Raw genomic sequence first — 23366 nt, 5'->3', positions numbered from 1 at the left:
ACGCTGTGTTCCATCCGGGCCGCAAAACTGAGCCAATCAGCTAACAATTGTTGACCTCGGTTATTCTGTGTGTATAGTTAGCTTCATGGCTAACCAATCATCCAGGCTCGACCAGGTCTTCGCAGCGCTTGCCGATCCGACAAGGCGCGCGATCGTGATGCGGCTGTGCGACGGGGAGGCGTCGGTCGGCGAGCTCGCCGATCCCTTCGACATGACGCTGCCGAGCTTCATGAAACACATCCATGTGCTGGAGACGAGCGGGCTCCTGCTCTCGGAGAAATCCGGCCGCGTGCGCACCTGCCGTCTCAGCCCGGATGCGCTGCTCGGTGCGGAAGACTGGTTCCAGCAGCAGCGCGCGATCTGGGAGGCGCGGCTCGACCGGTTCGAAGCCTACGTGATGAAGCTCAAGAAAGAAAAGGAGAGGGCGGCCGCCAAGCGGCCGTCCCGAACAACCAAACGGAAAGGTTCCGAGTGATGACGAATTCTGCCAATCCCGCTCTGTCGCAATGGTCGCTGGATCGCGAGATCGTGATGTCGCGCGTGATCGATGCGCCGCGCGATCTGGTGTTCGAGGCGTGGTCCGACCCGAAGCATCTGCCGCAATGGTTCGGGCCGAAAGGATTCAAGGTCGAGACATTCGAGATCGACGTGCGCGTCGGCGGCGTCTGGCGCTTCAACATGATCGGCCCGGACGGCACGGTCTATCCGAACCGCATGCGCTTCCGTCGCATCGAGCGGCCCTCGCTGATGGAGATGGACCACGGTGTCGATCAGGATGAAGATCCCGGCATGTTCCGCTTCACTGTCACCTTTGCCGAGCAGAGCAACGGCAAGACGGTCTTGATGATGCGCCAGCTCGCTTCGAGCACCGAGCAGCGCGACGGCATGATCGGCTTCGGTGCCGTCGAGTACGGCTATCAGACGCTGGACAAGCTCGCGGCTTATGTGGCGAGCCTGAAGCGTTGAGGACGAAACGGTCCCGGCGAAGGAGTCGCCGGGATCGCATTCGCGCGCGCGTCGAACGATAGGCTCCGAAGCGCGCGATCGACACGCGACTAACGGCGTGGTGTGGTGCCGTTCGACCGCGGCGTGGTCTCGTTGCGCATGCCGGGAGCACTGGACGCGCCCTGTCCACCGCGTTCCGTATGGGTGATGCCGCCACTGCCGGAGCCGGAGCCGTCCCCGGCGCTTCCGGAGCCAGCTCCGCTGCTGCCTGCACCCGCGCCAGCACCACCCGCACCGGCACCACCTGCGCCGGCACCGCCCGCACCAGCACCGGCTCCGCCGCCTGCGCCGCCACCAGCACCACCACCACCGGCGCCTTGAGCGAACGCTGCGCCCAGGGAAGCGCCGGCGAGCATTGCAGCTGTGAAGATCGTCAGCATCGTCTTACGCATGTTGTGTCTCCTTGAGGTTCATGCTGGACCAATCACGCGCGTGACCAACCGTTCCTGCACGGGTCGATGTGGAGGAGCTGCCTCGGCGAAAGTGGCTGGCAGCCTTGTCGCAGATTAGTTTCGGGTCCCAACCCCGGAACATCTTTCGGGCATGCGATGGAAGTGCAGGCGCGGGAGTTGATGGAACGCCAGTCGGAACGGCTGGACGAATATCCGGAGGTCAAGGCGAGGTTACCGCGCACCTGTCGCATCAGCACCAGGCGGTGTAGTTTTCGCATTCTTCGCCAGGATCGGACCACCGGCGCACGAAGGCGGCCGGTGGTTTTTCACGTCCTCGGCCCGGTCCGTCCCCGTCCAGTAGGAACGATCGCTGCGCTCCGGCTTTGGCAGTGATGACGCACATCATCTTCAGCGACTATCGCAATCCCGCCGCGGAGGAGGCCTACGAGATCGCCTGGGACTTTCTCGTGCGCACCGGCGCCATCCACGAGGAGTTCGATGCCTGCGTGTTCCTGGCCCAGCGTATCACGGTGATGGTCGAGGAGGGGCAGACGAACCGGATCCGCATGGCCAACCGTGCGATCTCCGAATATCAGCGCCATATCGACGAGAGCGACGATGTCATCCGCGCCGGCGGCCGTCGCGCGGGACGGCATTGAGAGCCGCACCCGCACGAGCCTTGCGCTGTCGCCTCACTCCCTGGCCTCGTCCGTCACGATCTCGCCGAGCTTCTGCCAGTGCTGTCCGTCGAACTGCACCATCTGGAACTGCTTGTTGACGCGATAGTCGGTCGGCGAAGTCGTGACCGAGATCCCGGGCAGCGTCAGGTCGAGCTCGATATTGTTGAGGTTGGCCGCCTGCCGCATCACATTGTCGCGGGTGAGGTCGTCGCCGCATTGCTTCAGCACTTGAATCAGGAGCTGCGCGGTGATGTAGCCGTAGACGTTCAGGTTCGAATCCTTGTCGCCGTCGGGATAGTACTTGGCCATGAAGGCTAGATAGCGCTTCATGCCGGGATCGACCTTCCATTCGGGATCGGCAGGATCCTTGACGTAGCCGACGCTGACGACGCCCTTCGAATTGTCCAGACCTGCCGGTTTCAGCACGGCGCTGAGCGAGGAGGCGTTGATGTCGATGATGTGCAACGGCTTCCAGCCGATCTCCGCGACCTTCTTGATGGCCTGGGCCGCCTGTTTCGGCGTCGTGGCGCTGAACAGCACGTCGGCACCGGCGTCCTTCAGCCGCAGAATCTGCGAGTCGATCGTCGGCTCGGTGATCTCGTAGGACGTCTCGGCCACGATCATCTTCGCCTTGTCGCCAAGACCGGCCTTGAGCCCGGCGAGATAGTCCTTGCCGAGGTCGTCGTTCTGGTAGAGCACGCCGATCCTGGCATTCGGATGGCTCTTCAGGAGGTACTGCGCATAGATGCGGCCCTCGACGAGATAGGACGGGTTGAAGCCCATCGTCCAGGGGAAGTTCTTGGGATCGGTGAAGCGCGCCGCACCGGTTGCGGCAAAGAGCTGCGGGATTTTCTTGGCATTGAGATATTTCTGCACGGCGACGTTGGGCGCCGTGCCGATGATCTGGAACGTCAGCAGCACCTCGTCGCTTTCGACCAGCCTCCGGGTCTGCTCTACGGTCTTCGGCGGCGAGTAGGCGTCGTCATACTGGATCAGGTCGACCTTGCGGCCGTTTACGCCGCCCTGGTCGTTGATCATCCTCATGTAAGCGGCCTGGGTCTTGCCGATCACGGCGTAGGCCGAAGCCGGACCGCTCAGTGGAATGGTCTGTCCGACCTTGATCGAGGTATCGGAGGCGCCGGGATCATATTTCTTTTGCGCATGTGCTTGTGCGATCGACATCGCCAGAGCGAGTGCGGCGGCCGCGACGCGTTCGAGAAGTCGGGTCTTCATTTTCATTCCCCGTGCACCAACGGTCATTCACCCTTGAGACCGGCGTCGCGGATCAGCCTGGTCCATTTTTGGGTCTCGCTATCGATGAACTGGCCGAATGCGGCGGCGTCGCCCGCGCGTACCTCCAGACCTTGAGCGGTCAGCTTGTCCTTGATCGCCGGCTCGGCGAGCGCGCGCAGGACTTCTGCCTGGAGCTTGTCGATGATCGCGCGCGGCGTCGCAGACGGCGCCATGAAGCCGTACCAGCCGGCGGCGGCGACGTTGGGAAAGCCCTGCTCGCGCAAGGTGGGCGCCTGCGGATAGAGTGCGCTGCGCTCGGGCGAGGCGACGCCGAGCACGATGAACTTGCCGCTCTGGATGTAGGGCAGGGCGGTCGGCAGCGCGGTCAGCGTGGCGTCGACGCGGCCGGCGAGCAGCTCGGTATAGGAAGCGGCATCGCCCCGGAACGGGATGTTGAGACCCTTGACGCCGGCATCGCGGAACAGCAGCTCTCCGGCAAGGTGCGGCTGCGAGCCGGCGCCCGGCGAAGCGAAGGTCAGTCCATCCGGCTTCGATTTGCCGTAGGCGATCAGCTCGGGAAGCGTCTTGAATGGGGCGTCGGCGCTGATGATGAGAAACAGCGGCGCGATCACCACCATGGCAACCGGCTGCAGATCCTTGCGGTCATAGGTCAGCTTGCCGAACAGCGCCTCGGCGGTGGCGTAGGGGGCCGCAACGTAGAGAATGGTGTAGCCGTCGCCCGGCGCATGGGCGACCATGTCGTTGGCGATGCGGGTGCCGGCACCCGGCTTGTTCTCAACGATGAACTGCTGGCGGAGACTGCGGCCGAACTCCTCGGCGAGCAGGCGCAGCGAGATGTCGTTGGAGCCGCCGGGCCCGTAAGGTGAGATCAGCCGCACCATGCGCGAGGGCCATGCATCCTCGGCGCTTGCCGCCAGGCTGGATCCGGCGACCAGGCCGCCCGCGATCGTGCTCAGCAGGGTTCGGCGTGTGACTTCGAGCGATGCCACTGTTGTCTTCCTCCCGTTTTATTGTTGGTCTTCTTGTGACGTTCAGATCACCTTCCGATCGGTGAGTCGTTCGATCTCCTGGTCCGAAAGGCCGAGCCAATCCCGAAACACCTCGTCATTGTCCTGGCCGACGTCGCCGGCGGCGTGACGTATTCGCGCGGGATCATTGGTGAAGCGTGGGACGACATTGGTCATGGCGACGGTGCCAAAATCGCGGTCGGCGACGCGTGTGATCACCTCGCGCGCCTTCACTTGCGGGTCGCCCGCGATCTGGTCGATCGAATAGATCGGAGCGAGCGTTCCCTGTGCGGCATTGAATTTGGCGAGGACCTCGCCGAGGGGATGGGCGGCACACCAGGTGGCGAAGATGTGGTTGAGCTCGGAGGCGTGCTTGACGCGCCGGTCGTTGCTGGCGAAGCGCGGATCGTCGATGAGGTCGGGCCGTTCGATCGCCCGGCAGTTCGCGGCGAAGAGTGCGTTGGTCGAACCTGCGAGCGTCACCCAGTGGTCGTCGCTGGTGCGGAACACGGCAGGCGGCGCCGAATAGCCGTTGGCGTTGCCGATGCGGCTGCGAACGGCGCCGAGCTGATCGTGCTCGATGGCGAGAACGTCGAGCAGGCGGAAAGTGGCCTCAGTCAGCGAAAGATCGATCTCCTCGCCGGGCGCATCGGGATCACGCGCCCGTTTCCACAACGCCGCCAGCACGCCGACGGCGCCGAACAGGCCGCCGATCGAATCTCCGATCGGATATCCGGGATGGGTCGGCTCGCCATCCGTCTCCCCCGTGATGTAGGTGAGCCCGCCCATGGCCTCGAAGATGCGGGCAAAGCCGGGCCGCTCGCGATAGGGGCCATCCTGCCCGAAGGCGGTAGCGCGCAGGATCACGAGGCGCGGCTGGATCGACCACAGCACCTCCTTGGGCAGGCCGCATCGATCAAGCGTTCCCGGACGGAAATTCTCGATCAGCACGTCGAAATGCGGAAGCAGCTGCTTGAACAGCGCAAGTCCGTCCCGCGTGCGCAGGTCGAGCGTGGCAAACTTCTTGTTGCGGTTGGCCGCCTTCCACCACAGCGGCTTGCCGTCCTTGAACGGCGGAAACGAGCGTACGCCGTCGCCCTGGCCGGGCATCTCGATCTTGAGCACCTCGGCGCCGTAGTCGGCCAGCAGCGTTGCGGCAAAGGGCGCTGCGATGATCGTCGCGATGTCGAGAACCTTCAATCCCTCGAGCGGTCCAGCCATGTCATGTCCCGCCGCTTGTGATCTTCTTGGTCTTGCGCGGCGGCGCGAGTTCCGTGTGTCCAACGATGGCGCGGATGCTGTCGGCGAGCGCTGCGATGCGCGGGCCGATCTCGGCTTCCAGCTGGCCCGGCTGGAGGCGAAACGCGGGGATGCCGCAATTGATCGAGAACGACTGCTTCGATTCGCTCGCGTGAAACAGCGGCGCCGCGACCGCATGGATGGAGGCGATGTACTCGCCCCAGCATGTGCAGAAGCCGCGGCTTTTGCATTGCACGATCCCGGCCCGGTACTTGTCGCGAAAAGCCGTCCATAGCCCGGAATCTTCGGCGGCGATGTTCCGTTCGAGCCGGTCGGCATCGGCCGGCGGCAAGGTCGCCGCCGCGGCGCGTCCCATGGCGGTCAGCGCCACGGGGATCGGCATGCCGATGTCGGGCACGTGCGGGCCGACGTCGCCGGAGCGCGCGGTCTCGACGTAGATCATCGAGGTGGCGTCGAGCAGGCCGATCGAGACAGTGCCGCGGACGCTGAGCGCGAGCTCCTGCATCATGGGCCGTGCGACCTGGCGGAATTGCATTCCGGCGAGCAGAGGATGCGCGATGCGCAGTGCCCGCGCACCGACGCGGTACTTTGACCGCTCGGCGTCGTAGCGGAGATAGCCGAGCTCAGCCAACGTGTGGGTCAGCCGCGCCACCGTCGGCCGTGGAATACCCGTCAGTGTCGACAGCTCCATGTTGCCCAGCAGCGTACTCCCGCCCCTGAACGCTTCGAGCACGACGAGCCCCTTTGCCAGCGTTGTGGAGAAGGCGGCGTCATCGACGCTCTCCGCCAGCACGGCAGCGGCGGAGGAGGGCGGGTGTCGCGACTTGGATGAGTCTGTCCTAGGCATTCCCAACTATCGAACGGCCGCATCAGCGCTGTCCAATAAATTCATCGATTATCGATAAAATGTCCGATATGTGGACAATACATATGGGCCGCCGTTCCATGAAAGGATGCGCTGGACCGATCCAACACGCAGATTTTTGTCGTGATTGCATGCCGACTTGTGACAGGATTATTACGTCGACATGTCAGATAGGTAATTTGCGGAGCGGTTCATGTTGCAGTGGCAGGCGCGGTCAAATCCTCTCGCGTGGTGGTGGGGCTCCCTGACGCTTGTGAGCGCGGCCAACATCCTCGTCTGGTTCATGCTGTACCGCGAGTTTTATCCGACGCCCTCTAGCAGCCACGGCGGCGGCTCGGATATCGGGCTGATGTTCCTGCTTTGCGCCGGCTATGTTTTCGGCTGCGCGTTCCGCTCGGTGCTGCCACGCGCCGACGTGCAGCGCATCTGCCTGTTCGACACCTGGTTGTCGAGCGTCGTCGTCGGCCGGACGGTCGCGACCGTGGCCGAGCTCTGCTTCGTCGCGCAATGGGCGATCATCCTGCATCAGCTCGGCAAGATGACGGGCGCCGAGACCGCGGTGAACATCGCGCTGGTGATCGTGCCCATCATCATCATCGCGGAGTGTTTCTCCTGGTACGCGGTGGTGACGACCAACTTCCTCTACAACGGGATCGAGAACTCGCTGTGGGCGGTGACCTTCTTCCTGGCCGGCATCGCGCTGTGCCGCCTGATGCCGGAATTCCAGGGCATGGTGCGCTGGGCGCTGATGTCAGGCATCGTCGGCATCGCTTGCTTTCTCGCCTTCCTCGTCACCGTCGACGTGCCGATGTATCTCAGCCGCTGGCGGGCAGGGCACGCCGAGGGCAACACGTTCCTCGGCCTCATCGAGGGCCTGCATGACGTTTCGACGCGCTGGGTGGTGACCCACGACGTCGCGCATTGGAAGGGCGAGCTGACCTGGATGTTCCTGTATTTCAGCGCCGCCGTGTGGTCGAGCCTGGCGCTCTGCGCGCTCTATGCGATGGAAGGCTATCTGGCGCTGTATCTGGCGTAAGCCTGGAGCAGCGTTCCGATGGAACGTTGCTCCAGGTTCTTGGTTTGACGCGTTTCTTCGCGCGAACCGGTGTCCACTTCGCTTGATAACGCTCTATTTGCCCACCAGGCTGCACTTGCTGCGGTCGAGCGGACGGAAGGCTTGGTCGGGCGGGATGGTCGCGACCAGCTTGACGAAATCCCATGGACCCCGGGACTCCTGGGGCGTCTTGACCTGGACCAGGTAAAGATCGTGCACCATGCGCTGATCCTCCCGGATGCGGCCGTTGGGGGTGTAGGCGTCCGACACCGGCGTCGCCTTCATCTTGGCCATCACGACAGCGCTCTCGTCGGAGTCGGTGTCCTTCACGGCCTGCAGATAGTGGCGCACGGCGGAATAGACACCGGCCTGGATCTGCGAGGGCATTGCTTTCCGCCGCGCATAGAAGGCGTCGGAGAACTTCCGGGCGGCGGGGGAGACGTCCTCGAAGAAGGAGGTGACGATGAGGTCGCCGCGGGTTGCCTTCAACCCGACCGACTCGATATCGACGTTTTGAAACGACATCGGCACGATCTTGATGCCCTGATCGGCGAGGCCGAACTCCTCGGCCTGCTTGATCGCGGTGGCGTTGTCGCCGGCGACGTTGATGGCGAGGATCTTGGCGCCCGACGACTGCGCCTGAAGCAGGAACGAGCTGAAATCGGGCGTACCGAGCTGCGCCTTGACGCTGCCGGCGACCTTGCCGCCGAGCTCGCCGATGCGCCCGCGCGCCGTCGCCTCGATCGAATGGCCGAACGCATAGTCGCCGGTGATGAAGAACCATGGCTCCTTGCTGGTCCGCATGATGCCGGAGACCACGGCGGTCGCGGTGGAATAGGCGTCCTGGGTCCACTGCACGCTGGTCGGCGCACAGGCTTCATCGGTGAGCTGGTTGGCACCGGCGCCGGAGATGAGGAAGATCCTGCCGTTGCCGCGCACCAGCTCTTGCACGGCGAGGGCGGCGCCGGAGCTGCCGCCGTCGGCGATCGCCTGGACACCTTCGCTGAACCATTTGCGTGCGAGCGATGCCGCCAGATCCGGCTTGTTCTGGTGATCGGCCTGCAGGATCTCGATCGGCTTGCCATTGATCTTGCCGCCGAACTCTTCCGCGGCCATCCGCGCCGCCTCGACTGAACCCGGGCCCATGGCAGTTGCGAATACGCCGTTCATGTCGGTGAGCACGCCGATGCGGATTGTCTCACCCTTGATCTCGGCGCGCGCAGGCGGGCCTGCGAACGCCAGCGTGACCAGCAGGATGGCGGCGGATGCAGCGCGAAGGTTGCCCATGGTGTTTCCCCGTTTGTCATTTTGATTGTTCGAAGGCGTCGTCAGGCCGGTTCGGCGATGACCGTGTTGCGCAAGGTTCCGATGCCTGAGATCTCGACCTCGACGTTGTCGCCGGGCTGCATCCACAAGGGCGGCGTGCGCTTGGCGCCGACGCCGCCGGGCGTGCCGGTGACGATGACGTCGCCGGGGACGAGCGGACAGATCGTGGAGATGTAGGCGATCAGCTCGGGGATCGCGGTGATCAGGAGGTCGGTGGTGGTGTTCTGCACCAAAGTGCCGTTCAGGCGCGTCTGCAGGGTGAGCTTTGACGGATCGGGAATCTCGTCCGCTGTCCCCAGCCACGGGCCGAAGCTGCCGCTCTCGGCAAAGGTCTTGCCGGAAAGAAACTGGCTGGTGTGGCGCTGCCAGTCGCGGACGCTGCCTTCGTTGTAGCAGGAATAGCCGGCGATATGATCGAGCGCGCGGCTCGCCGGGATGTGCCGGCCCTGCTTGCCGATGACGAGCGCGAGCTCGCCTTCATAGTCGAAATCGTCGCTCACCTTCGGCTTCACGATCGGCTGGAGATGGCCGACCTGGCTGCAGGGGAAGCGGACGAACAGCGCCGGGTTCTCGGTGACGGTGCGTCCGGTCTCGGCGACATGGTCGCGGTAGTTCAAGCCGACGCAAATGATCTTGCCGGGGTCCGGGATCACGGGGGCGAAGCTGATCTTGTCGAGCGGATGATCAGGCGCGGCGGCCGCGACGAGCTTGGCCGCCTCGGCAAGGCGCCCAGCTTCGAGCAACTGCCGCAGCGTTGAACAGCCCGTCATGCGCGCACCGAGATCGACGACACCGTTGTCCTTGACGGCGCCGAAAGAGGCGCGGCCGTCGGTGATGAAAGACAGCAGCTTCATGAGATATCCCTAGGAGTGTTCGCTTCAGGCCGCGGACGGCACGTGGGTTGAAGGCGTGATGGCGGCGATGAGCTGGTCGAGCTCGGTCTCGTTCCGCGCCGTGCCGCGCACATAGCGGTCGGGGCGAACGAGCGCGGCGATGATGCCGTGCCTGCGCAGCCAGTCGCCGATGGCGTAAGCATCGTCGCCGGTCAGGATTTTGAGTCCCGCAAGAGCCGGGCGTGAGGAGAGGGCGGCCGCGTTTGCGGCGAGCAGGACATGGCCGTAGCCGACACGATCGTCGCTGCGGCTGCCGTCCCGAAGCTCGAACTGCGGCGCCAGATCTCCGGCGAGAGGCTGGTCGCGGGGCGCCAGCCCGGGGCCGAGCAGAGGCTTCTTCACCTCGAGCTTCACGGGCGCGTTCTCGCGAATCTCTCCAGCGGCAAGGCCAGCTTCGATCGCCTTGGTATTGATCACGCCGCCCAGCCGAATGGCGAGCTCGATGAATTCGCGCACATGCGGTTCGCGCTCGTTCTGATAGGTGTCGAGCAGCTCCGACCTTGAGACGCCCCGGATGATGGCGTTGAGCTTCCACGCAAGATTCGCGGCATCGCGGATGCCTGCGCACATACCCTGTCCGAGAAAAGGCGGGGTCTGGTGTGCGGAATCTCCCGCGAGCAGCAATCGTCCACTTCGCCATCGCCGTGCGATGACGGAATGAAAGGTGTAGACCGCAGCACGCTCGATGTCGGCATCGTCGGGCGTGATCCAGCGCGACAGCAGATCCCAGACTTTCGCGGGCTGCGCGATCTCGTGTGAATCCTCGCCCGGAAGAATCGTGATTTCCCAGCGCCGCCGCGTGCCGGTGCCGCGCACATAGGTCGCGGGCCGTGCAGGGTTGCAATGCTGGAGGCTGTAGTCGCCAAGATCGTCGCGCTCACGCTTGAGCAGCACGTCGATCACCAGCCAGCGCTCGTGGAAGCCGAGATCGTCCATGCTGGAGCCGATGAAGCGGCGGACCAGCGAGCGGGCGCCGTCGCAGCCGATCACATAGCCTGCGCGGACTCCAGCGAGTTTTCCGTTCGAGAGGTCCTCATAGCGGACGCGCACGCCATGCTCGTCCTCATCGAGCGCGAACACATCGCAGCGGTTGCGCAGGGTGACGTGCGGCCAGCGGGAGAGGCCACTGATCAGGACATTCTCCAGATCCGGCTGGTGAAAACGGTAGCTGAGATGCCAGCCCATCGGGGTCAATGTCTGCGGACGGGACCAGTCCAGCAGCATACGGCCCTCGGCATCGAGAAAGAGCATTCCGGGGCTGAGGATCACGTGGGGCAGGATGGCGTCGGCGAGACCGATGGTCTGGAACACGCGCATGCATTCGTCATCAAAATGCACCGCGCGCGGCAGATGATAGGTCCGCGCCTCGCGCTCCAGCACCAGCGTTCGCACGCCGCACAGGCCGAGCAAATTGGCGAGCGTGGCGCCGACCGGGCCGCGGCCGACGATCACGACGTCGAATTCTTCGGGGGTGGATCTATCTTGCATGGCGCCATCTCTTCCCCAAGCCGCGCCGCAGCATCAACGGCCGCGCGCCAAGTGTCCGCCCAGCGGACGGGGCTCGTGCCGCTGGCCATTGCCGGCTGGACGGAGTGGAGGCGTGGGTGCGTTACACTTCGAGCGGGATGGCGGCAGCGGTCTCCTGAAGCTGCACTGCGAACTGAGCGATCGCCTCGTCGATCCCCAGTGCCGAGCGAATCCAGATGATGGAGATGCAGCCGAAGACGATCTCATTGCGCACGATGGGGACGGCAATCGAAGCTGTCTTGGGATTGTATTCGCCCTCGCTGCGGATCGCGTAACCGCGCGCCTGCGTCTCGGCGATCATGCGATCGAGGTGGGCTGCGTCCAGGAACGGACGGTCGTCGGCCTCGTCGATGCGGCGCAGATGATTGACGATCAGGTCGCGCTCGCGCGCGGAGCAGGCGGCGAGATAGGCGCGGCCAGCGGAGGTGCGCAGCATCGGCAGGCGCTTGCCGATCATGCCGCGGTCGATCGAGAGCGGGCTGCGCGCGTGGGTGGTCTCCTGCACGACCATCGCGGCGTTCTCATAGGTGGAGAGATCGACCGGCCAGACCAGGGTCTTGCTGAGCTCGGCGAGATAGGGCGCCGCCGCCTGGCAGATCACAACACCGGGATCGTAGCCGTCTCCGAGGCCTAGCGCCCGCCGGGTCACCCGAAATCGGTCGTCGCTGGCGCTGCGTGCGACGTAACCCAGTTCCTCCAAGGTTTCGAGCAGGCGGTAGACGGTGGGACGGGGCAGATCGAGCGCGCGGGCGACGTCACCGGCGCGGATGCCGCCGGACCGGTTGACCTCTCGCAGCACGTCCAGCCCGCGCTTGAAGGCACGGACGCCTTCGGATTGCCGCGGCGCTCCCGGTCCCGTCCGCTCCTTGGACACTTCGCATTTCCTCCCTTGTGGCGCACGGTCCCGCGATTATCGTTGCGAACGCGAAGCGATTGCGAAACGCCACGTTAAGATCGCGCGCGGTCGGTATCAAGTTTGCCGTATTGCGGCACAGGGGATGCCTTCGGGAGGAATTCGATGGAAATCACCGCACTCGGCTACATTGGGATCAACTCATCGCAGCTCGACCAGTGGGACCGGATGGCGACGGGGCTGCTCGGCATGCAGCAGGTCGATCGCGGCGGCAAGATGCGCGCCTTCCGCATGGACGACCGCAAGCAGCGGCTGATCGTCGATGGCAGCAGCGATGCCGGCCTTGCGGTCATGGGATGGGAAGTTCCATCAGGCGCCGAGCTCGATCGCCTCGCCGGGCGGCTGGAGAGCCACGGCATCAAGGTGATATCCGGATCGCGCGCGCTCGCCGATGAACGGCGCGTGACCCAGCTGATTTCGTTCGCTGATCCCGCGGGCAACCGGCTCGAGGCCTTTTGCAAGCCTGAGCTTGCAACCGAGCCCTTCAGGCCGGGCAGGCCGATCTCGGGCTTCCGCACCGGCGCGCTCGGCATGGGGCACGTCGTGCTCAATGTGGAGGATGTCGAGTTGCTGCTGCCGTTCTATCGCGACGTGCTCGGCTTTCACGTCTCGGATTTCGGGTTGAAGCCCTATGGACTGTATTTCTTCCACGTCAACTGCCGCCACCACAGCTTCGCAATGGTCGGCTCCGGGCGGAAGGCGCTGCATCATTTCATGGTCGAGCTCGGCAGCCTCGATGATGTCGGTCAGGGCTACGATCTCGCGCAGCTCGATGAGGGCCGCGTCGCCTACACGCTGGGCCGGCACACCAACGATCACATGACTTCGTTCTATGTGAACACCCCGTCCGGCTTCTTCATCGAATATGGCTGGGGCGGACGTGTGATCGATCCCGAGACCTGGCAACCGCACGAGACCTTTGACGGCCCGTCGCTGTGGGGCCACGAGCGGCTCCATATGCCGGAAGAACAGCGCAAGCGTCTGCGCGACCTGCGGCTCGATGCGGCGGCCCGCGGCGTGCGCGTCGCCGATCCGCGGGTGCCGCCGCTCAACTGCGCATGGCTGGACCAGGTGATCGCGCGCGAATGATCCGTCGTCACGCGCCCATGATCTAACACGCAAGGAATGAGTTATGCTCACGAACCTCGTGCGGGCAGGCCTCGTGCTGCTCGCGCTCAGCACGTCTGCGCCTGCCGAACCGATCAAGGTCACGCTGCTGGGCACCGGCGTGCCGACGCCGCGGCCGACGAGCTTCAGCGCCTCGACACTGGTGGAGGCGGGGAGCGAGAAGCTGCTGTTCGATCTCGGCCGGGGCTCGACCATGCAGCTCTACAAGCTGAAGATCCCGCTCGGCGCGGTCACCGCGAATTTCATCACGCATCTGCATTCCGATCATCTCGTCGGCCTTCCCGATATGTGGCTGACCGGCTGGCTCGCCACCCCCTGGGCATCCCGCAAAGGACCGATGAAGCTCTACGGGCCCAAGGGCACCGTTGCGATGACGGAGAACCTGACGAAGGCCTTTGCCGACGACATCCGCATTCGCATCGATGACGAACACCTCGATCCCGTGGCGATCACATTTGCCGCAAAGGACATCGAGGCCGGGGTCGTCTACGACAACAACGGCGTCAAGGTCACCGCGATCGAAGTCAATCACGGCGAGAAGATCAGGCCGTCGTTCGGTTACGTCGTCGAATATGGCGGCCACAGGGGGGTGCTGTCCGGCGACACCAAGTACGACGAGCGGATCGCGAAGGCGGCCGAGGGCGCCGACCTGCTGATCCACGAAGTCGCGGTGATCGAGCCGGAACTATTGGTCAAAAGTCCAGTCTATAAGGACATTCAGGCGCACCACACCTCGCCCGAGGAGGCCGGCCGGATCTTTGCATCCGCCAAGCCAAAGCTCGCCGTTTATTCCCACATCGTGTTCGGCGTGGTGAAGCCTGCGCCTGACATTCCGGAGGAGCCGCTGATCCTGCGCACGCGCACGAGCTACAAGGGACCTCTGCTCGTCGGCCGCGACATGATGTCGTTTGCGATCGGCGACGCGGTCGAGGCGTTTGCGCATGATGGAGCGAGGCTTGCGCCCTAACGCGTTTTCGAGCGAAGTGGACACCGGTTCGCGGGAAGAAAACGCATCAAAACAAGAATCTAGAGCTTCGGTTCTGATTCGATCAGAACCGAAAATGCTCTATCGGCACGTGACGATCAGGCCTCGCCGAGATCCGGCTCCGTCAGCAGTCCCTGGCGTAGCGCGAGGCGGACCAGCTCGATGTCGGAGCCGACGCCGAGCTTGTCCTTGATCAGCGAATGCAGGTTGGCCACCGTCTTCGGGCTGACATGGAGCGTCTCGGCGATCTCGTCCGTCGTCTTCTCGGCGAGCAGCAATCGCAGCACCTCGAACTCGCGCGCGGTGAGGAGGTCGGTGGCCGAGCTTTCGCCGCCGAGCCGGCTCAGCGCGAGCTCGTGATCGATGTCGGGGCTGATAGCGATCTTGCCGGCGAGCACGTCCATCACGGCCCGCACCAGCGTTTCCGGCGGGCTGGTCTTGGTGACGTAACCCCTGGCGCCGGCACGGATCGCCTGCACGGCGAAGCCCGCATTCTGGTGCATGGTGAAGACGAGGATCCTCGCGCCCTTGTCCCATTGCCTGATCCGCCTGACGGCCTCGATGCCGCCGATGCCGGGCATGCTCAGGTCCATGATGACGAGGTCGGGGGTCTCGGATTTGTACAGGCGATAGGCCTCTGCGCCGTCGGCGGCTTCGGCGACGACGCGCAGGCCCGGCTGCTTCTGGAGCACGGAGCGATAACCCTCGCGGACGACGGAATGGTCGTCGACCAGCAGGATGGACGCATCGGCTGCGCTCATGCCGCGTGCTCCAGCCCCTGCCGATCGGTGGCGGCGAATGGGATGGTGATGCGCAGCGCCGAGCCGCCGTTGCGGCCGACGTCGAAGCTCATCCGGCCGCGCAAGGCCGCAACGCGCTCGCGCATGCCGAGCAGGCCCATGCCGGACTTGCCCGATGCATCGCTCGGCCGGCCGTCGTCGTCGATGGCCAGCGCGATCTCGTCTGCAGCCATCGTCAGCTGCAGGCCGACCTTGGTGGCGCCGGCGTGCTTGGCGGCGTTGGTGAGCGCCTCCTGCACGATGCGGTAGAGATTGGCGCTGATCGCGGCAGGCAGGGTCTCGAACGCGCCGTCGAATTGGATCGTGAAGCGCGTCTCGCCGCGGCTGCGGCCATTCCAGCCGGCGACGAGGCCTTCCAAGCTCGCAACGAGCCCGAGCTCCTCGACGTCGGGCGGCCGCAGCCGGAACAACGCGCCGCGCAGCGTCTCCATCATGCCGGTCGCGGTGCGCGCGATACCGTCGCATTCGGACAGCAAAGCTGGGCAATCCTGCGCGGCGGTCTGGCGGGCGGAGGAGGCCAGCGCGCGGATGGCGGCCAGCGACTGGCCGAACTCGTCGTGCAGCTCGCGCGCGAGATGGCGGCGCTCGTCGTCCTGCAGCGCGATCAGCTTCCGCGTCAGCTCGCTGCGTTCGGCAAGCGCGGTGTCGAGGCTCTCGGCGAGATGGTTGAAGCCGTCGCGGATCGCGGAGAGTTCGGCGAGGTCGAACGGCGGCAGCCGTGCCGAGAGGTCGTTGGCCGCGATCCGCTCGAGGCCGGTGCAGATCAGGCGGGTCGGACGCAGTGCGCGTGCCAGCGCGGCGTAGACCAGCAGGCACAAGAGCGGCAGTGCGATCGCAAGCGCGATCATCAGGCGGCCGGCCTCGTGCCAGGCTTCGGCTGTCTGTACCGCCGGATCGACCGAGACCACGGTCTCGCCGAGCTTCGTGCCGCGCGCGATCACAGGCCGCGCCGCTTCGCGGCCGGGATCGAACAGGCTGCGATAGAAGGCCGCAAAGGCCTGCGGCGGTGGGCTCGCCGGAGCAGGTGCGCCACTGCAGAACCGCTGCAGCATCTCGCCGCTGGCGCCGCGGAATGCCAGGCACAGGCCGGGCGTCATCACATAGGCGGCGACGGGGTCGAGGTTGGGGAAGTCCGAGCGCGGACCGGCCACCCACTGGATCTTGCCCTGCTGCAGCTCCAGTGACTTCGCCACGATGGCGGCGATGCTGTCGATGCGCGCATGGGCCTCACGATCGGCCGTGATCAGGAAATAGGCGGAGATCCCGGCGAAGCAGGCGGCCGATATCGCGGCCACGCGCAACGTCAATCGGACCTTGAGATCGAATCTCGGGCGGTTCCACATCGGGGTGCCTTGCGCGAACGGGTTTGTCGCCTCCGCATTAAACGGCAGAACGCCAGCCGCGGAAAGCGTCAGGCGTTACCGCAGTGCAACGTCGTGAAATTTTCCCGGGGCTCGCCGGGATTCCCCCCGTTGCAGCGCCTCGGGCTGCCGTCGAGATTTCCGACCCGCTCCACCTCGCAAGGCCCCGCTCATGCACCTCTCCCGGTCGATCCTTCCTGCGCTTCTGCTCTTCCTCCTGCCCTGTGCGCCGGCTGCCGCCGAGGCCCCCATCGGCGTTGCCATGGACGATTTCAGCTATACCGATACGTCGGCCGAGCCGACCAACCAGACTGCGGCCCACGAGCGGCGGCTGTCGGCGTTCATGGCCGCGATGCGGCGCGACATCGAGAAGGGTGGGCGCTATCACCTGGTGCCCTCGGCCCAGGAAGGCGCCGCGTTCAAGGTCATCGGCGGCATCCAGAAGACGAGCACGCTGGTGCAATGGGCCAAGGTTGCCGTGATCGATGCCGGCACCAAGAAGCTCGTGATGGACAAGCTCTACACCTTTCGCGGCGACAATGATGAATCCTGGGAGCGCGCCGAGATGTTCGTCTCGCGCGAGGTCATGGCTGCGCTCGCAACACCTGCTCCGGTCGCGCTCGCCGTGTTCGATTTCGAGCTCGAGGACACGACCGCAGCCTCGGTGAGCGGCTCAGCCGCGTCGGACGCGTCGCACCTGGCTGAGGTCACCGGCAGTGTGCGTGACCTCCTTGGCCAATCCGGCCGTTACCGCATCGTCGAGGTCGGTGGGGAGGCGGCGAGGGCGGGTGCGCTGCGCGACTGCGGCGGCTGCGAGGCTGCGATTGCGAAGGGGCTCGGGGCCGATCAATCGCTGATCGGGGTGGTGCGGCGGATCAGCCGCACCGAATACACGCTCCGCTTCCAGGTTCGCGATGCCAGCACCGGCGCGGTGCTGGCGCGCGGCGACAGCGGCTTGCGTATGGGCGCGGACTATTCGTGGAAACGCGGCGCGGTTCGGCTGGTCAGCGACCGGCTGGTCGAGAGTCAGCAAGCTGCAGGCGCTGCTAAAAAGTAAGCTGCACCTTCATCGACTGCGAGCGGTCGCTGGCGAGCTCGAAGGCGGCGACCGCGTTCTCGAACGGCATGGTGGCCGTGATCAGCGGCTTCACGTCGATCAAGCCTTCGCCCATCAGGCGCACCGCGAGCTCGAACTCGGGGTCGAAGCGGAATGTGCCGCGTAGCTGCAATTCCTTGGCGACGATGGAGTTGATCGGCAGCGTCATCTCGCCGCCGAGGCCGAGCTGCACCAGGGTTGCGCCGGGACGCAGCACGTCCAGCGCGGTGCGGAGCGCGGCCTGGTTGCCGGAGGCTTCGAACAGCGTGTCGAACACGCCCTTGCCGGCGCGCCAGGGATCGAGCGCTGCGGCATCGGTCGCGACATTGAGGGCGTGTGTGGCGCCGAGCTTTCGGGCGGCCACGAGCGGCGCCTCGGCCACATCAGTCACGACGATCTCGGACGCACCTGCGAAGCGCGACACCAGGATCATCAGCGCGCCGATCGGGCCGCAGCCGGTGATCAGCACGCGCTTGCCGAGCAGGAGACCGGCCTGCTTGCCGGCATGCAGGCACACCGCGAGCGGCTCGGCGACCGCCGCTTCCGCCAGCGAGAGCTTGTCCGCGATCGGCACGGCCTGCGAGGCGTCGACCGTGATGAACTCACGGAAACCACCTTGCACATGGGGAAAGCGCATTGCGCTGCCGAGGAAGCGCATGTCGAGGCACTGGTTGCGCATGCCGTCCTGGCAATGCGTGCATGCCCCGCACGGTTTGCTTGGATTAACCGCGACGCGCGTGCCTGCCTTCACGCTGCCGACACCATCACCAACCGCGGCGACGACACCGGCGATCTCGTGCCCCAGTGCCATCGGCTGCTGGATGCGGACGACGCCGAAGCCGCCGTGATGGTAGTAGTGCAGGTCGGAGCCGCAGATGCCGCCATTGGCGATCTTGATGCGGACCTCGCCCGAGCCGGGCGCCGGATCGGGGTAGCTGTCGATCCGCAAATCCTTCGGGGCGTGGATGACGACGGCGCGCATGGTCTGCTCCTGGTTCGCGGTCACATCGCGGCGATCATGCCGCCGTCGACATAGATGATCTGGCCGTTGACATAGGTGGAGGCATCCGACGCCAGGAAGATCGCCGCGCCGACCAGCTCGTCCGGCTTGCCCCAGCGCTTGGAGGGGATGCGCCCCATCAGCCAGTTGTTGAAATCGGCATTGTTGACCAGCGCCTCGTTCATGTCGGTCAGCATGTAGCCGGGGCCGATCGCATTGGCCTGGATGCCGTGCTGGGCCCATTCCACCGCCATTGAGCGGGTGAGATTCTTGATGCCGCCCTTGGCCGCGGTGTAGGGCGCAATGGTGGGTCGGGCGAGCTCGCTGCCGAGCGAGCCGATATTGATGATCTTGCCGTGCTTGCGCGGGATCATGCGCTTGGCCGCCTCGCGGCCAATCACGAAGGCGCTGGTGAGGTTGGTCTCGATCACCTTGCGCCATTCGTCGGTGGTGAACTCGACCAGCGGCTTGCGGTGCTGGATGCCGGCATTGTTGACGACGATGTCGACCGCAATGCCTTTTTTGTCGAAGTCGTTGAAGGCGGCGACGATCGCACCCTCGTCGGTGACATCGAACGCGGCGCCTTCGGCCTGATGGCCCGCGGCACGAAACTCGGCGACGGCCTGCTCGACCCGCTTTGGGTCGACGCCGTTGATAATGATCTTCGCGCCAGCCTTCGCCATGCCCTCGGCGATGGCGCGGCCGAGGCCGCGGGACGAGCCGGTCACGAGCGCCGTGCGGCCGGAGAGATCGAAGAGGGAGGTGCTCATGTCGGAAAAGTCCTTAGACGTTGGAGCGGCGCACGGTGAGATCGGTGCGGTCGAACACGGCAGGCAGGAGGTCGACGCCGAGGCCGGGGCCCTCCATCGGGAAGACAAAGCCGTCCTTGATTACCGGCATCGTGGTGACGAGCTCATTGTACCAGCCCTTGTAGAAGGCGCGCACCGATTCCTGGATCAGCGTGTTGGGCTGGCTGAACGACATGTGGATGGCGGCGATGAAGCCGATCGGGCCAATGCAGTCATGCGGAGCAAAAGGCCGGTGATAGGTCTCGGCCATCGCGGCGATCTTGCGGCCCTCGGTGAGGCCGCCGGTCCAGCACAGGTCGGCCATCACCACATGCATGGCGTCGCGGTCGAGCATGTCCTTGTACGGGAAACGCGAGCCCAGCGTCTCGCTGGCGCAGACCCAGACATCGGTGGAGCGGGCGTATTCGGCCAGCGCCTGCGGCGAGTTCATCCGGATCGGGTCTTCGTACCAGGTCGGCTTGTAGGGCTCGAGTGCGCGCGCGATCTGCTTGGCGGTCGGCAGGTTCCAGAGCGAGTGGAGCTCGACCATGATCTCCATCTTGTCGCCGACCGCTTTTCGGATCTTCTCGAACGGCTCGATCGCTTGCTTCATCTGCGCGGCGGTGATGTAGAGCCCCTTGTTCTCCTGGGCCGCCGGATCGAACGGCCAGATCTTCATCGCCGAGATGCCGCTCTCCAACAGGCTTTCGGCGAGGGCATCGGCGCGGTTCATGAAGCCGTCTAGATCCTCGTAAGGACCCTTGGACGCGCCGAGATTCCAGTTCGAGACCGGACTGATATTGGTCGAGCGGACATATTGCGTGCCGGCGCAGGTATTGTAGATGCGCTGCTTGTCGCGGCAGAGGCCGCCGAGCATCTGGTGCACCGGCTGATTGCAGACCTTGCCGAACAGGTCCCACAGCGCAATGTCGATCGCGGACGCCGCGCGATATTCGACGCCGGTCGAGGACTGCGCCATCGGCAGGGTGAGCATGTCGCGATGGATCGCTTCGATGTGCAGGGGATTGCGGCCGAGCAGCCGGCCGGCAAAGGTGTCGTGGATCTGCGCCTCGACCGCGCCCGCGCCATAGAAGGTCTCGCCGAGCCCGATCATGCCGGTGTCGGTGTGGATGCGGACCCAGATGACGTTGGAAAATTCCTCAGTGCGCAGTGTCTCGATCGACGTGATCTTCACGGCAACTACCCTCCCATCGATAGGCGCTTCGCACCCGACGTCTCATTTTGCGCTGCAACATGCTGCAGGCAGCGCCGACGTCTTACGCCTGCTTGTAATATATCACAACATGTTTTAAGGCTGCCACAAACAGGGCGCCATCCTGCAACGAGAGCGCGGGCTGACGGGAGGACGACATGGCACGGCGCAAGCGCGCGCTCGAGGTGGTGAGAAACGATGACGGCGAGGGCAGGCCTTCCCGTAGCAACCGTCTCAACTTTTTCGAGTTGGCCTATCAAAGGATCGAAGAGCTCCTGGTTCATTGCGAGCTCAAGCCAGGCCAGTTCATGACCATGCTGGAATTGCAGCAAATCACTGGTTTCGGCCGCACGCCCGTGCATCACGCCGTCAATCGTCTCTCCGCCGACACCCTCATCATCATCCGCCCGCGTCACGGCCTGCACATCGCGCCGATCGATCTGGCGCGCGAACGCATGCTGCTTGGCCTCCGCCGCGACATGGAGCGTTTTGTCATTCGCCTCGCGGCCGATCGCGCCAGCCTTTCCCACCGCAATCAGGCGCTGCATATCGAGCGTTTGCTGCGCGAACGCCGCGCCACTTTGACACTCGACGAGTTCAACAGCCTCGACCGCCGCATTGATGCGCTGGTGCTGGAGGCGGCCGGCGAGCCGTTCCTGGTCCATACGCTGCGGCCGCTGCACACGCTGTATCGTCGCATCGGCTACATCCATCACCGCTTCATGCCGGGGCAGGCCGACCTGTCCGGCACGATCGATCATCATCTCGCCATTCTGAACGCGGTGGCCAGCCGCCGTGTCGAGGACGCTGTGAAGGCGAGCGATGCCCTGATCGACTACATGGGCGAGATGTTCACGGGCATGGAGGCGGGGATCGACCCGCGCCTGCTCGATTGCAGTATCGAGCCGCTGCTCGGCGCGTAGCGCATGATCCGGAAAAGTGTGAAGCGGTTTTCCGAAGAGATCATGCGCAAGACAACAAGCTAAAGAGCGATGAGATCTCAATCTCATCGCTCTTTAGAGAGTTCTGAGAAAGGAAGAAGAATGTCAACGATGGCGATGCCACAACCGACCGCGAGCGAAGCCGCGGTCCGCTACCTCATCACGAACTACAGTCCCAAGGGCAACAAGGTCGGCTGGCTGATGATGGCCTCGATCCTGGTCGAAGCCTGGGATCTCTATTCGATCGCCTTCGTGCTGATCTTCATCAAGGAACAGTACAATCCTTCGGCTCTGATGCTGGGCCTCGCCGCGGCGGGAACGCAGGGCGGCGCCTTGATCGGTGCACTGCTCGGCGGCTGGCTGTCCGACAAGATCGGCCGCCGCGTGATGTTCCTGGCCACGATGGTAATGTTCATCGTGCTAGCGCTGGCGCAGGCCTTCGTGCCTGATATCACCTGGCTCATCGTGATCCGCTTCCTGCTCGGCATTCCGCTCGGCTCAGACATCTCGACCGGCTACACTTACATCATGGAATCCATGGCCAAGGGCGAGCGCGAGGTCATGGGCAACCGCTGGCAGTTCATGTTCGCGGTCGGCGAGGTCCTCACCATCGGCGTCATCGTGATCTTCCTGCTGATCGACATGAATCACGAGATATTGTGGCGCGTGACGCTCGGGCTCGGCGCGGTGCCGGCGCTGATCATCCTGATCATGCGGCACGACGTGCCGGAGACGGCGGTATGGCTGGGGCAGAAGGGCCGCTACCGCGAGGCCAAGCAGGTCGCGCGCGAGATGTTCAACGACAATCTCGACATGTTGCCGGACCATGACGTCGAGATGCCGAAGGTCTCGACCCGCGCGTTCCTCGCCGATCTCAGGAAGGATCCGATCCGCTGGCGTGCGACGATCTACGGCTGGATCGCCTGCTTCGTGCAAGCCAGCGAGTTCTCGACCTTCGCGTTCTATCTGCCGGTACTCTTCGTGATGGTCGGCGTGTCGAGCGTGCTCGGCATCAATCTGGTGACGATGGCGCTGTTCTCCTTCGCCGCACTGTCGGGTTGGGTCGGTCCGCTGCTGACGCCCAAGATCGGCCACCGCGGCATCTCGATCGCGGGCTTCTCGATCGTGCTGGCTGCGCTGCTGGTCGCGGCCTTCGCGCTCTACACCGACAACAAGATCCTGCTGCCGTTCGCGGCCGCCGCGATGTTGTGGGGCCATTATTGGGATGCGTCGAACTGCATGACGATCCCGACCATGGTCGCCAAGCCCAAATATCGCGGCACCGCCAGCGGCTTCGCCTACATGTTCGTGAAGCTGCCGTCGTTCCTGGCGATCTTCCTGTTCCCGACAGTGTTTGCCGCGATCGGGCAGGCCAATGCCACGCTGACGGTCGCGATCTTCCCGCTGATCGGATTGCTCGCCGCAATCTTCATCCTGCCGGAAGTCTACGGCTACGAGAACGACTGACGAAGCACGGCCCGGTCGCGGCCATGGCCGCGATCGGGAGGGAGTTCGAAATGCTGCGCGACGGCGACTAAGGGCTCAGGAACACCGGATCGATTCCCATCCCATGGCCGAGCAGGCCGAGCGCCTGAAGCTGGACGGTGTGGAGGTCGATCTCCACGATCGCGAACAGGGCGAACAACGCCACTGCGGTGACGATCAGCAGGGGATGGGCCGCCTCGGCGCCGCTCTCGCCCGCTGCGGTGAGGCTCCGGATCGTGCGCCGCAGGGAGAAGCTCTGCGGCAATGCTTTCGATTGGATTTGCATGATAGACCTTCCTTGCCGCGCTGATTTGCGCGACAACGAAACTCTAGGCTCAGCGTCGCCGCCGGCATTGACGCACCGCAAACAGCTGGCACGTCATGTCGAAGCTA

General features: G+C 64.7%; 24 protein-coding genes. 9 read left to right on the top strand and 15 right to left on the bottom strand.

Going from position 1 to position 23366, the window contains the following annotated elements; translation table 11 throughout:
- Positions 1-85: 85 nt before the first annotated feature.
- Both X268_RS18460 and X268_RS18455 read left to right on the top strand, forming a co-directional pair.
- Positions 86-475, top strand: coding sequence for an ArsR/SmtB family transcription factor (locus X268_RS18460; protein ID WP_128926262.1), 390 nt, complete (start codon positions 86-88; stop codon positions 473-475).
- Positions 475-966 (top strand): SRPBCC family protein, encoded by a 492-nt coding sequence (locus X268_RS18455; protein WP_164937798.1) that lies wholly within the window; start codon positions 475-477, stop codon positions 964-966. Before X268_RS18460 ends, X268_RS18455 begins: the two co-directional genes overlap by 1 nt.
- A gap of 89 nt (positions 967-1055) precedes the next feature.
- On the opposite strand, the gene X268_RS39870 is transcribed toward X268_RS18455, so the two are convergent.
- Entirely contained in the window at positions 1056-1397 is a 342-nt protein-coding gene (locus tag X268_RS39870; RefSeq protein ID WP_208764378.1) for a hypothetical protein, read from the bottom strand.
- Positions 1398-1789: 392 nt separating this feature from the next.
- On the opposite strand from X268_RS39870, the gene X268_RS18445 reads away from it, so the two are divergent.
- Positions 1790-2056, top strand: a complete 267-nt coding sequence (locus X268_RS18445; protein WP_128926259.1) for a hypothetical protein — start codon at positions 1790-1792, stop codon at positions 2054-2056.
- Between the two features lie 33 nt (positions 2057-2089).
- Here the strand turns inward: X268_RS18445 and X268_RS18440 are convergent, their stop codons facing one another.
- Genes X268_RS18440 through X268_RS18425 form a run of 4 tightly spaced genes read right to left on the bottom strand, consistent with a single transcriptional unit; the run spans position 2090 to position 6445 of the window.
- Complete coding sequence (locus X268_RS18440; RefSeq protein ID WP_128926258.1) at positions 2090-3310, bottom strand: ABC transporter substrate-binding protein; 1221 nt, start codon at positions 3308-3310, stop codon at positions 2090-2092.
- A gap of 23 nt (positions 3311-3333) precedes the next feature.
- On the bottom strand, positions 3334-4320 hold the full coding sequence (locus tag X268_RS18435) for a Bug family tripartite tricarboxylate transporter substrate binding protein (protein ID WP_128926257.1): 987 nt from the start codon (positions 4318-4320) through the stop codon (positions 3334-3336).
- A 42-nt stretch (positions 4321-4362) separates the two neighbouring features.
- The gene (locus tag X268_RS18430; RefSeq protein WP_128926256.1) at positions 4363-5559 is read right to left on the bottom strand and encodes a CaiB/BaiF CoA transferase family protein; all 1197 of its coding nucleotides are present in this window, start codon (positions 5557-5559) and stop codon (positions 4363-4365) included.
- Position 5560: 1 nt separating this feature from the next.
- Positions 5561-6445 carry an IclR family transcriptional regulator gene (locus X268_RS18425; protein ID WP_128926255.1) on the bottom strand — a complete coding sequence of 295 codons (885 nt, stop codon included), beginning with the start codon at positions 6443-6445 and terminating at the stop codon, positions 5561-5563.
- Between the two features lie 211 nt (positions 6446-6656).
- Here X268_RS18425 and X268_RS18420 point away from each other — a divergent pair, with 211 nt between their 5' ends.
- A complete protein-coding gene (locus X268_RS18420; protein WP_128926254.1) occupies positions 6657-7499 on the top strand; it encodes a hypothetical protein in 843 nt (280 codons plus the stop codon).
- A 93-nt stretch (positions 7500-7592) separates the two neighbouring features.
- Here X268_RS18420 and X268_RS18415 read toward each other — a convergent pair whose 3' ends face one another.
- The 4 genes from X268_RS18415 to X268_RS18400 all read right to left on the bottom strand — a co-directional run bounded on the left by X268_RS18415 (position 7593) and on the right by X268_RS18400 (position 12137).
- Entirely contained in the window at positions 7593-8804 is a 1212-nt protein-coding gene (locus X268_RS18415) for an ABC transporter substrate-binding protein (RefSeq protein WP_128926253.1), read from the bottom strand.
- 41 nt (positions 8805-8845) lie between these two features.
- Positions 8846-9697, bottom strand: coding sequence for a fumarylacetoacetate hydrolase family protein (locus tag X268_RS18410; RefSeq protein ID WP_128926252.1), 852 nt, complete (start codon positions 9695-9697; stop codon positions 8846-8848).
- A gap of 24 nt (positions 9698-9721) precedes the next feature.
- Positions 9722-11224, bottom strand: a complete 1503-nt coding sequence (gene mhpA, locus X268_RS18405) for a bifunctional 3-(3-hydroxy-phenyl)propionate/3-hydroxycinnamic acid hydroxylase MhpA (protein ID WP_128926251.1) — start codon at positions 11222-11224, stop codon at positions 9722-9724.
- 121 nt (positions 11225-11345) lie between these two features.
- Entirely contained in the window at positions 11346-12137 is a 792-nt protein-coding gene (locus X268_RS18400; RefSeq protein WP_128926250.1) for a DNA-binding transcriptional regulator, read from the bottom strand.
- 144 nt (positions 12138-12281) lie between these two features.
- Here X268_RS18400 and X268_RS18395 point away from each other — a divergent pair, with 144 nt between their 5' ends.
- Together X268_RS18395 and X268_RS18390 are read left to right on the top strand one after the other, a co-directional pair.
- The gene (locus X268_RS18395) at positions 12282-13265 is read left to right on the top strand and encodes a VOC family protein (protein ID WP_164937797.1); all 984 of its coding nucleotides are present in this window, start codon (positions 12282-12284) and stop codon (positions 13263-13265) included.
- A gap of 43 nt (positions 13266-13308) precedes the next feature.
- The gene (locus X268_RS18390) at positions 13309-14271 is read left to right on the top strand and encodes an MBL fold metallo-hydrolase (RefSeq protein ID WP_128926249.1); all 963 of its coding nucleotides are present in this window, start codon (positions 13309-13311) and stop codon (positions 14269-14271) included.
- Between the two features lie 116 nt (positions 14272-14387).
- Here X268_RS18390 and X268_RS18385 read toward each other — a convergent pair whose 3' ends face one another.
- Entirely contained in the window at positions 14388-15050 is a 663-nt protein-coding gene (locus X268_RS18385; protein ID WP_128926248.1) for a response regulator, read from the bottom strand.
- Positions 15047-16432, bottom strand: coding sequence for a sensor histidine kinase (locus X268_RS18380; RefSeq protein WP_128926247.1), 1386 nt, complete (start codon positions 16430-16432; stop codon positions 15047-15049). The genes X268_RS18385 and X268_RS18380 overlap by 4 nt, the downstream gene beginning before the upstream one ends.
- 190 nt (positions 16433-16622) lie before the next feature.
- Here X268_RS18380 and X268_RS18375 point away from each other — a divergent pair, with 190 nt between their 5' ends.
- Positions 16623-17507 (top strand): DUF3280 domain-containing protein, encoded by an 885-nt coding sequence (locus X268_RS18375; protein WP_128926246.1) that lies wholly within the window; start codon positions 16623-16625, stop codon positions 17505-17507.
- On the opposite strand, the gene X268_RS18370 is transcribed toward X268_RS18375, so the two are convergent.
- Genes X268_RS18370 through X268_RS18360 form a run of 3 tightly spaced genes read right to left on the bottom strand, consistent with a single transcriptional unit; the run spans position 17497 to position 20529 of the window.
- Complete coding sequence (locus X268_RS18370; protein WP_128926245.1) at positions 17497-18528, bottom strand: L-idonate 5-dehydrogenase; 1032 nt, start codon at positions 18526-18528, stop codon at positions 17497-17499. The genes X268_RS18375 and X268_RS18370 overlap by 11 nt on opposite strands.
- A 20-nt stretch (positions 18529-18548) precedes the next feature.
- Complete coding sequence (locus X268_RS18365) at positions 18549-19316, bottom strand: SDR family oxidoreductase (protein ID WP_128926244.1); 768 nt, start codon at positions 19314-19316, stop codon at positions 18549-18551.
- A gap of 13 nt (positions 19317-19329) precedes the next feature.
- Positions 19330-20529: a mandelate racemase/muconate lactonizing enzyme family protein gene (locus X268_RS18360; protein WP_128926243.1), complete on the bottom strand. Its 1200-nt coding sequence runs from the start codon at positions 20527-20529 to the stop codon at positions 19330-19332.
- Between the two features lie 176 nt (positions 20530-20705).
- Between X268_RS18360 and X268_RS18355 the strand changes: the two genes are divergently transcribed.
- Both X268_RS18355 and X268_RS18350 read left to right on the top strand, forming a co-directional pair.
- Positions 20706-21470 carry a GntR family transcriptional regulator gene (locus tag X268_RS18355; protein WP_128926242.1) on the top strand — a complete coding sequence of 255 codons (765 nt, stop codon included), beginning with the start codon at positions 20706-20708 and terminating at the stop codon, positions 21468-21470.
- A gap of 120 nt (positions 21471-21590) precedes the next feature.
- Positions 21591-22955, top strand: coding sequence for an MFS transporter (locus X268_RS18350; protein ID WP_128926241.1), 1365 nt, complete (start codon positions 21591-21593; stop codon positions 22953-22955).
- Between the two features lie 67 nt (positions 22956-23022).
- Here X268_RS18350 and X268_RS18345 read toward each other — a convergent pair whose 3' ends face one another.
- Positions 23023-23259: a hypothetical protein gene (locus X268_RS18345; RefSeq protein WP_128926240.1), complete on the bottom strand. Its 237-nt coding sequence runs from the start codon at positions 23257-23259 to the stop codon at positions 23023-23025.
- Positions 23260-23366: the final 107 nt, after the last annotated feature.

Source organism: Bradyrhizobium guangxiense, assembly GCF_004114915.1.
GTDB lineage: Bacteria > Pseudomonadota > Alphaproteobacteria > Rhizobiales > Xanthobacteraceae > Bradyrhizobium > Bradyrhizobium guangxiense.
The sequence above is the reverse complement of the archived record's forward strand: the minus strand, read 5'-3'. Positions and strand labels throughout refer to the sequence as shown.

What these genes read in the sequence shown, in the direction of transcription:
- X268_RS18460 (WP_128926262.1), top strand. Translation starts at nt 86, where the DNA reads ATGGCTAACCAATCATCCAGGCTCGACCAGGTCTTCGCAGCGCTTGCC.
- X268_RS18455 (WP_164937798.1), top strand. Translation starts at nt 475, where the DNA reads ATGACGAATTCTGCCAATCCCGCTCTGTCGCAATGGTCGCTGGATCGC.
- X268_RS39870 (WP_208764378.1), bottom strand. Translation starts at nt 1,397, where the DNA reads ATGCGTAAGACGATGCTGACGATCTTCACAGCTGCAATGCTCGCCGGC.
- X268_RS18445 (WP_128926259.1), top strand. Translation starts at nt 1,790, where the DNA reads ATGACGCACATCATCTTCAGCGACTATCGCAATCCCGCCGCGGAGGAG.
- X268_RS18440 (WP_128926258.1), bottom strand. Translation starts at nt 3,310, where the DNA reads ATGAAGACCCGACTTCTCGAACGCGTCGCGGCCGCCGCACTCGCTCTG.
- X268_RS18430 (WP_128926256.1), bottom strand. Translation starts at nt 5,559, where the DNA reads ATGGCTGGACCGCTCGAGGGATTGAAGGTTCTCGACATCGCGACGATC.
- X268_RS18425 (WP_128926255.1), bottom strand. Translation starts at nt 6,445, where the DNA reads ATGCCTAGGACAGACTCATCCAAGTCGCGACACCCGCCCTCCTCCGCC.
- X268_RS18420 (WP_128926254.1), top strand. Translation starts at nt 6,657, where the DNA reads ATGTTGCAGTGGCAGGCGCGGTCAAATCCTCTCGCGTGGTGGTGGGGC.
- X268_RS18415 (WP_128926253.1), bottom strand. Translation starts at nt 8,804, where the DNA reads ATGGGCAACCTTCGCGCTGCATCCGCCGCCATCCTGCTGGTCACGCTG.
- X268_RS18410 (WP_128926252.1), bottom strand. Translation starts at nt 9,697, where the DNA reads ATGAAGCTGCTGTCTTTCATCACCGACGGCCGCGCCTCTTTCGGCGCC.
- mhpA (WP_128926251.1), bottom strand. Translation starts at nt 11,224, where the DNA reads ATGCAAGATAGATCCACCCCCGAAGAATTCGACGTCGTGATCGTCGGC.
- X268_RS18395 (WP_164937797.1), top strand. Translation starts at nt 12,282, where the DNA reads ATGGAAATCACCGCACTCGGCTACATTGGGATCAACTCATCGCAGCTC.
- X268_RS18390 (WP_128926249.1), top strand. Translation starts at nt 13,309, where the DNA reads ATGCTCACGAACCTCGTGCGGGCAGGCCTCGTGCTGCTCGCGCTCAGC.
- X268_RS18385 (WP_128926248.1), bottom strand. Translation starts at nt 15,050, where the DNA reads ATGAGCGCAGCCGATGCGTCCATCCTGCTGGTCGACGACCATTCCGTC.
- X268_RS18380 (WP_128926247.1), bottom strand. Translation starts at nt 16,432, where the DNA reads ATGTGGAACCGCCCGAGATTCGATCTCAAGGTCCGATTGACGTTGCGC.
- X268_RS18375 (WP_128926246.1), top strand. Translation starts at nt 16,623, where the DNA reads ATGCACCTCTCCCGGTCGATCCTTCCTGCGCTTCTGCTCTTCCTCCTG.
- X268_RS18370 (WP_128926245.1), bottom strand. Translation starts at nt 18,528, where the DNA reads ATGCGCGCCGTCGTCATCCACGCCCCGAAGGATTTGCGGATCGACAGC.
- X268_RS18365 (WP_128926244.1), bottom strand. Translation starts at nt 19,316, where the DNA reads ATGAGCACCTCCCTCTTCGATCTCTCCGGCCGCACGGCGCTCGTGACC.
- X268_RS18355 (WP_128926242.1), top strand. Translation starts at nt 20,706, where the DNA reads ATGGCACGGCGCAAGCGCGCGCTCGAGGTGGTGAGAAACGATGACGGC.
- X268_RS18350 (WP_128926241.1), top strand. Translation starts at nt 21,591, where the DNA reads ATGTCAACGATGGCGATGCCACAACCGACCGCGAGCGAAGCCGCGGTC.
- X268_RS18345 (WP_128926240.1), bottom strand. Translation starts at nt 23,259, where the DNA reads ATGCAAATCCAATCGAAAGCATTGCCGCAGAGCTTCTCCCTGCGGCGC.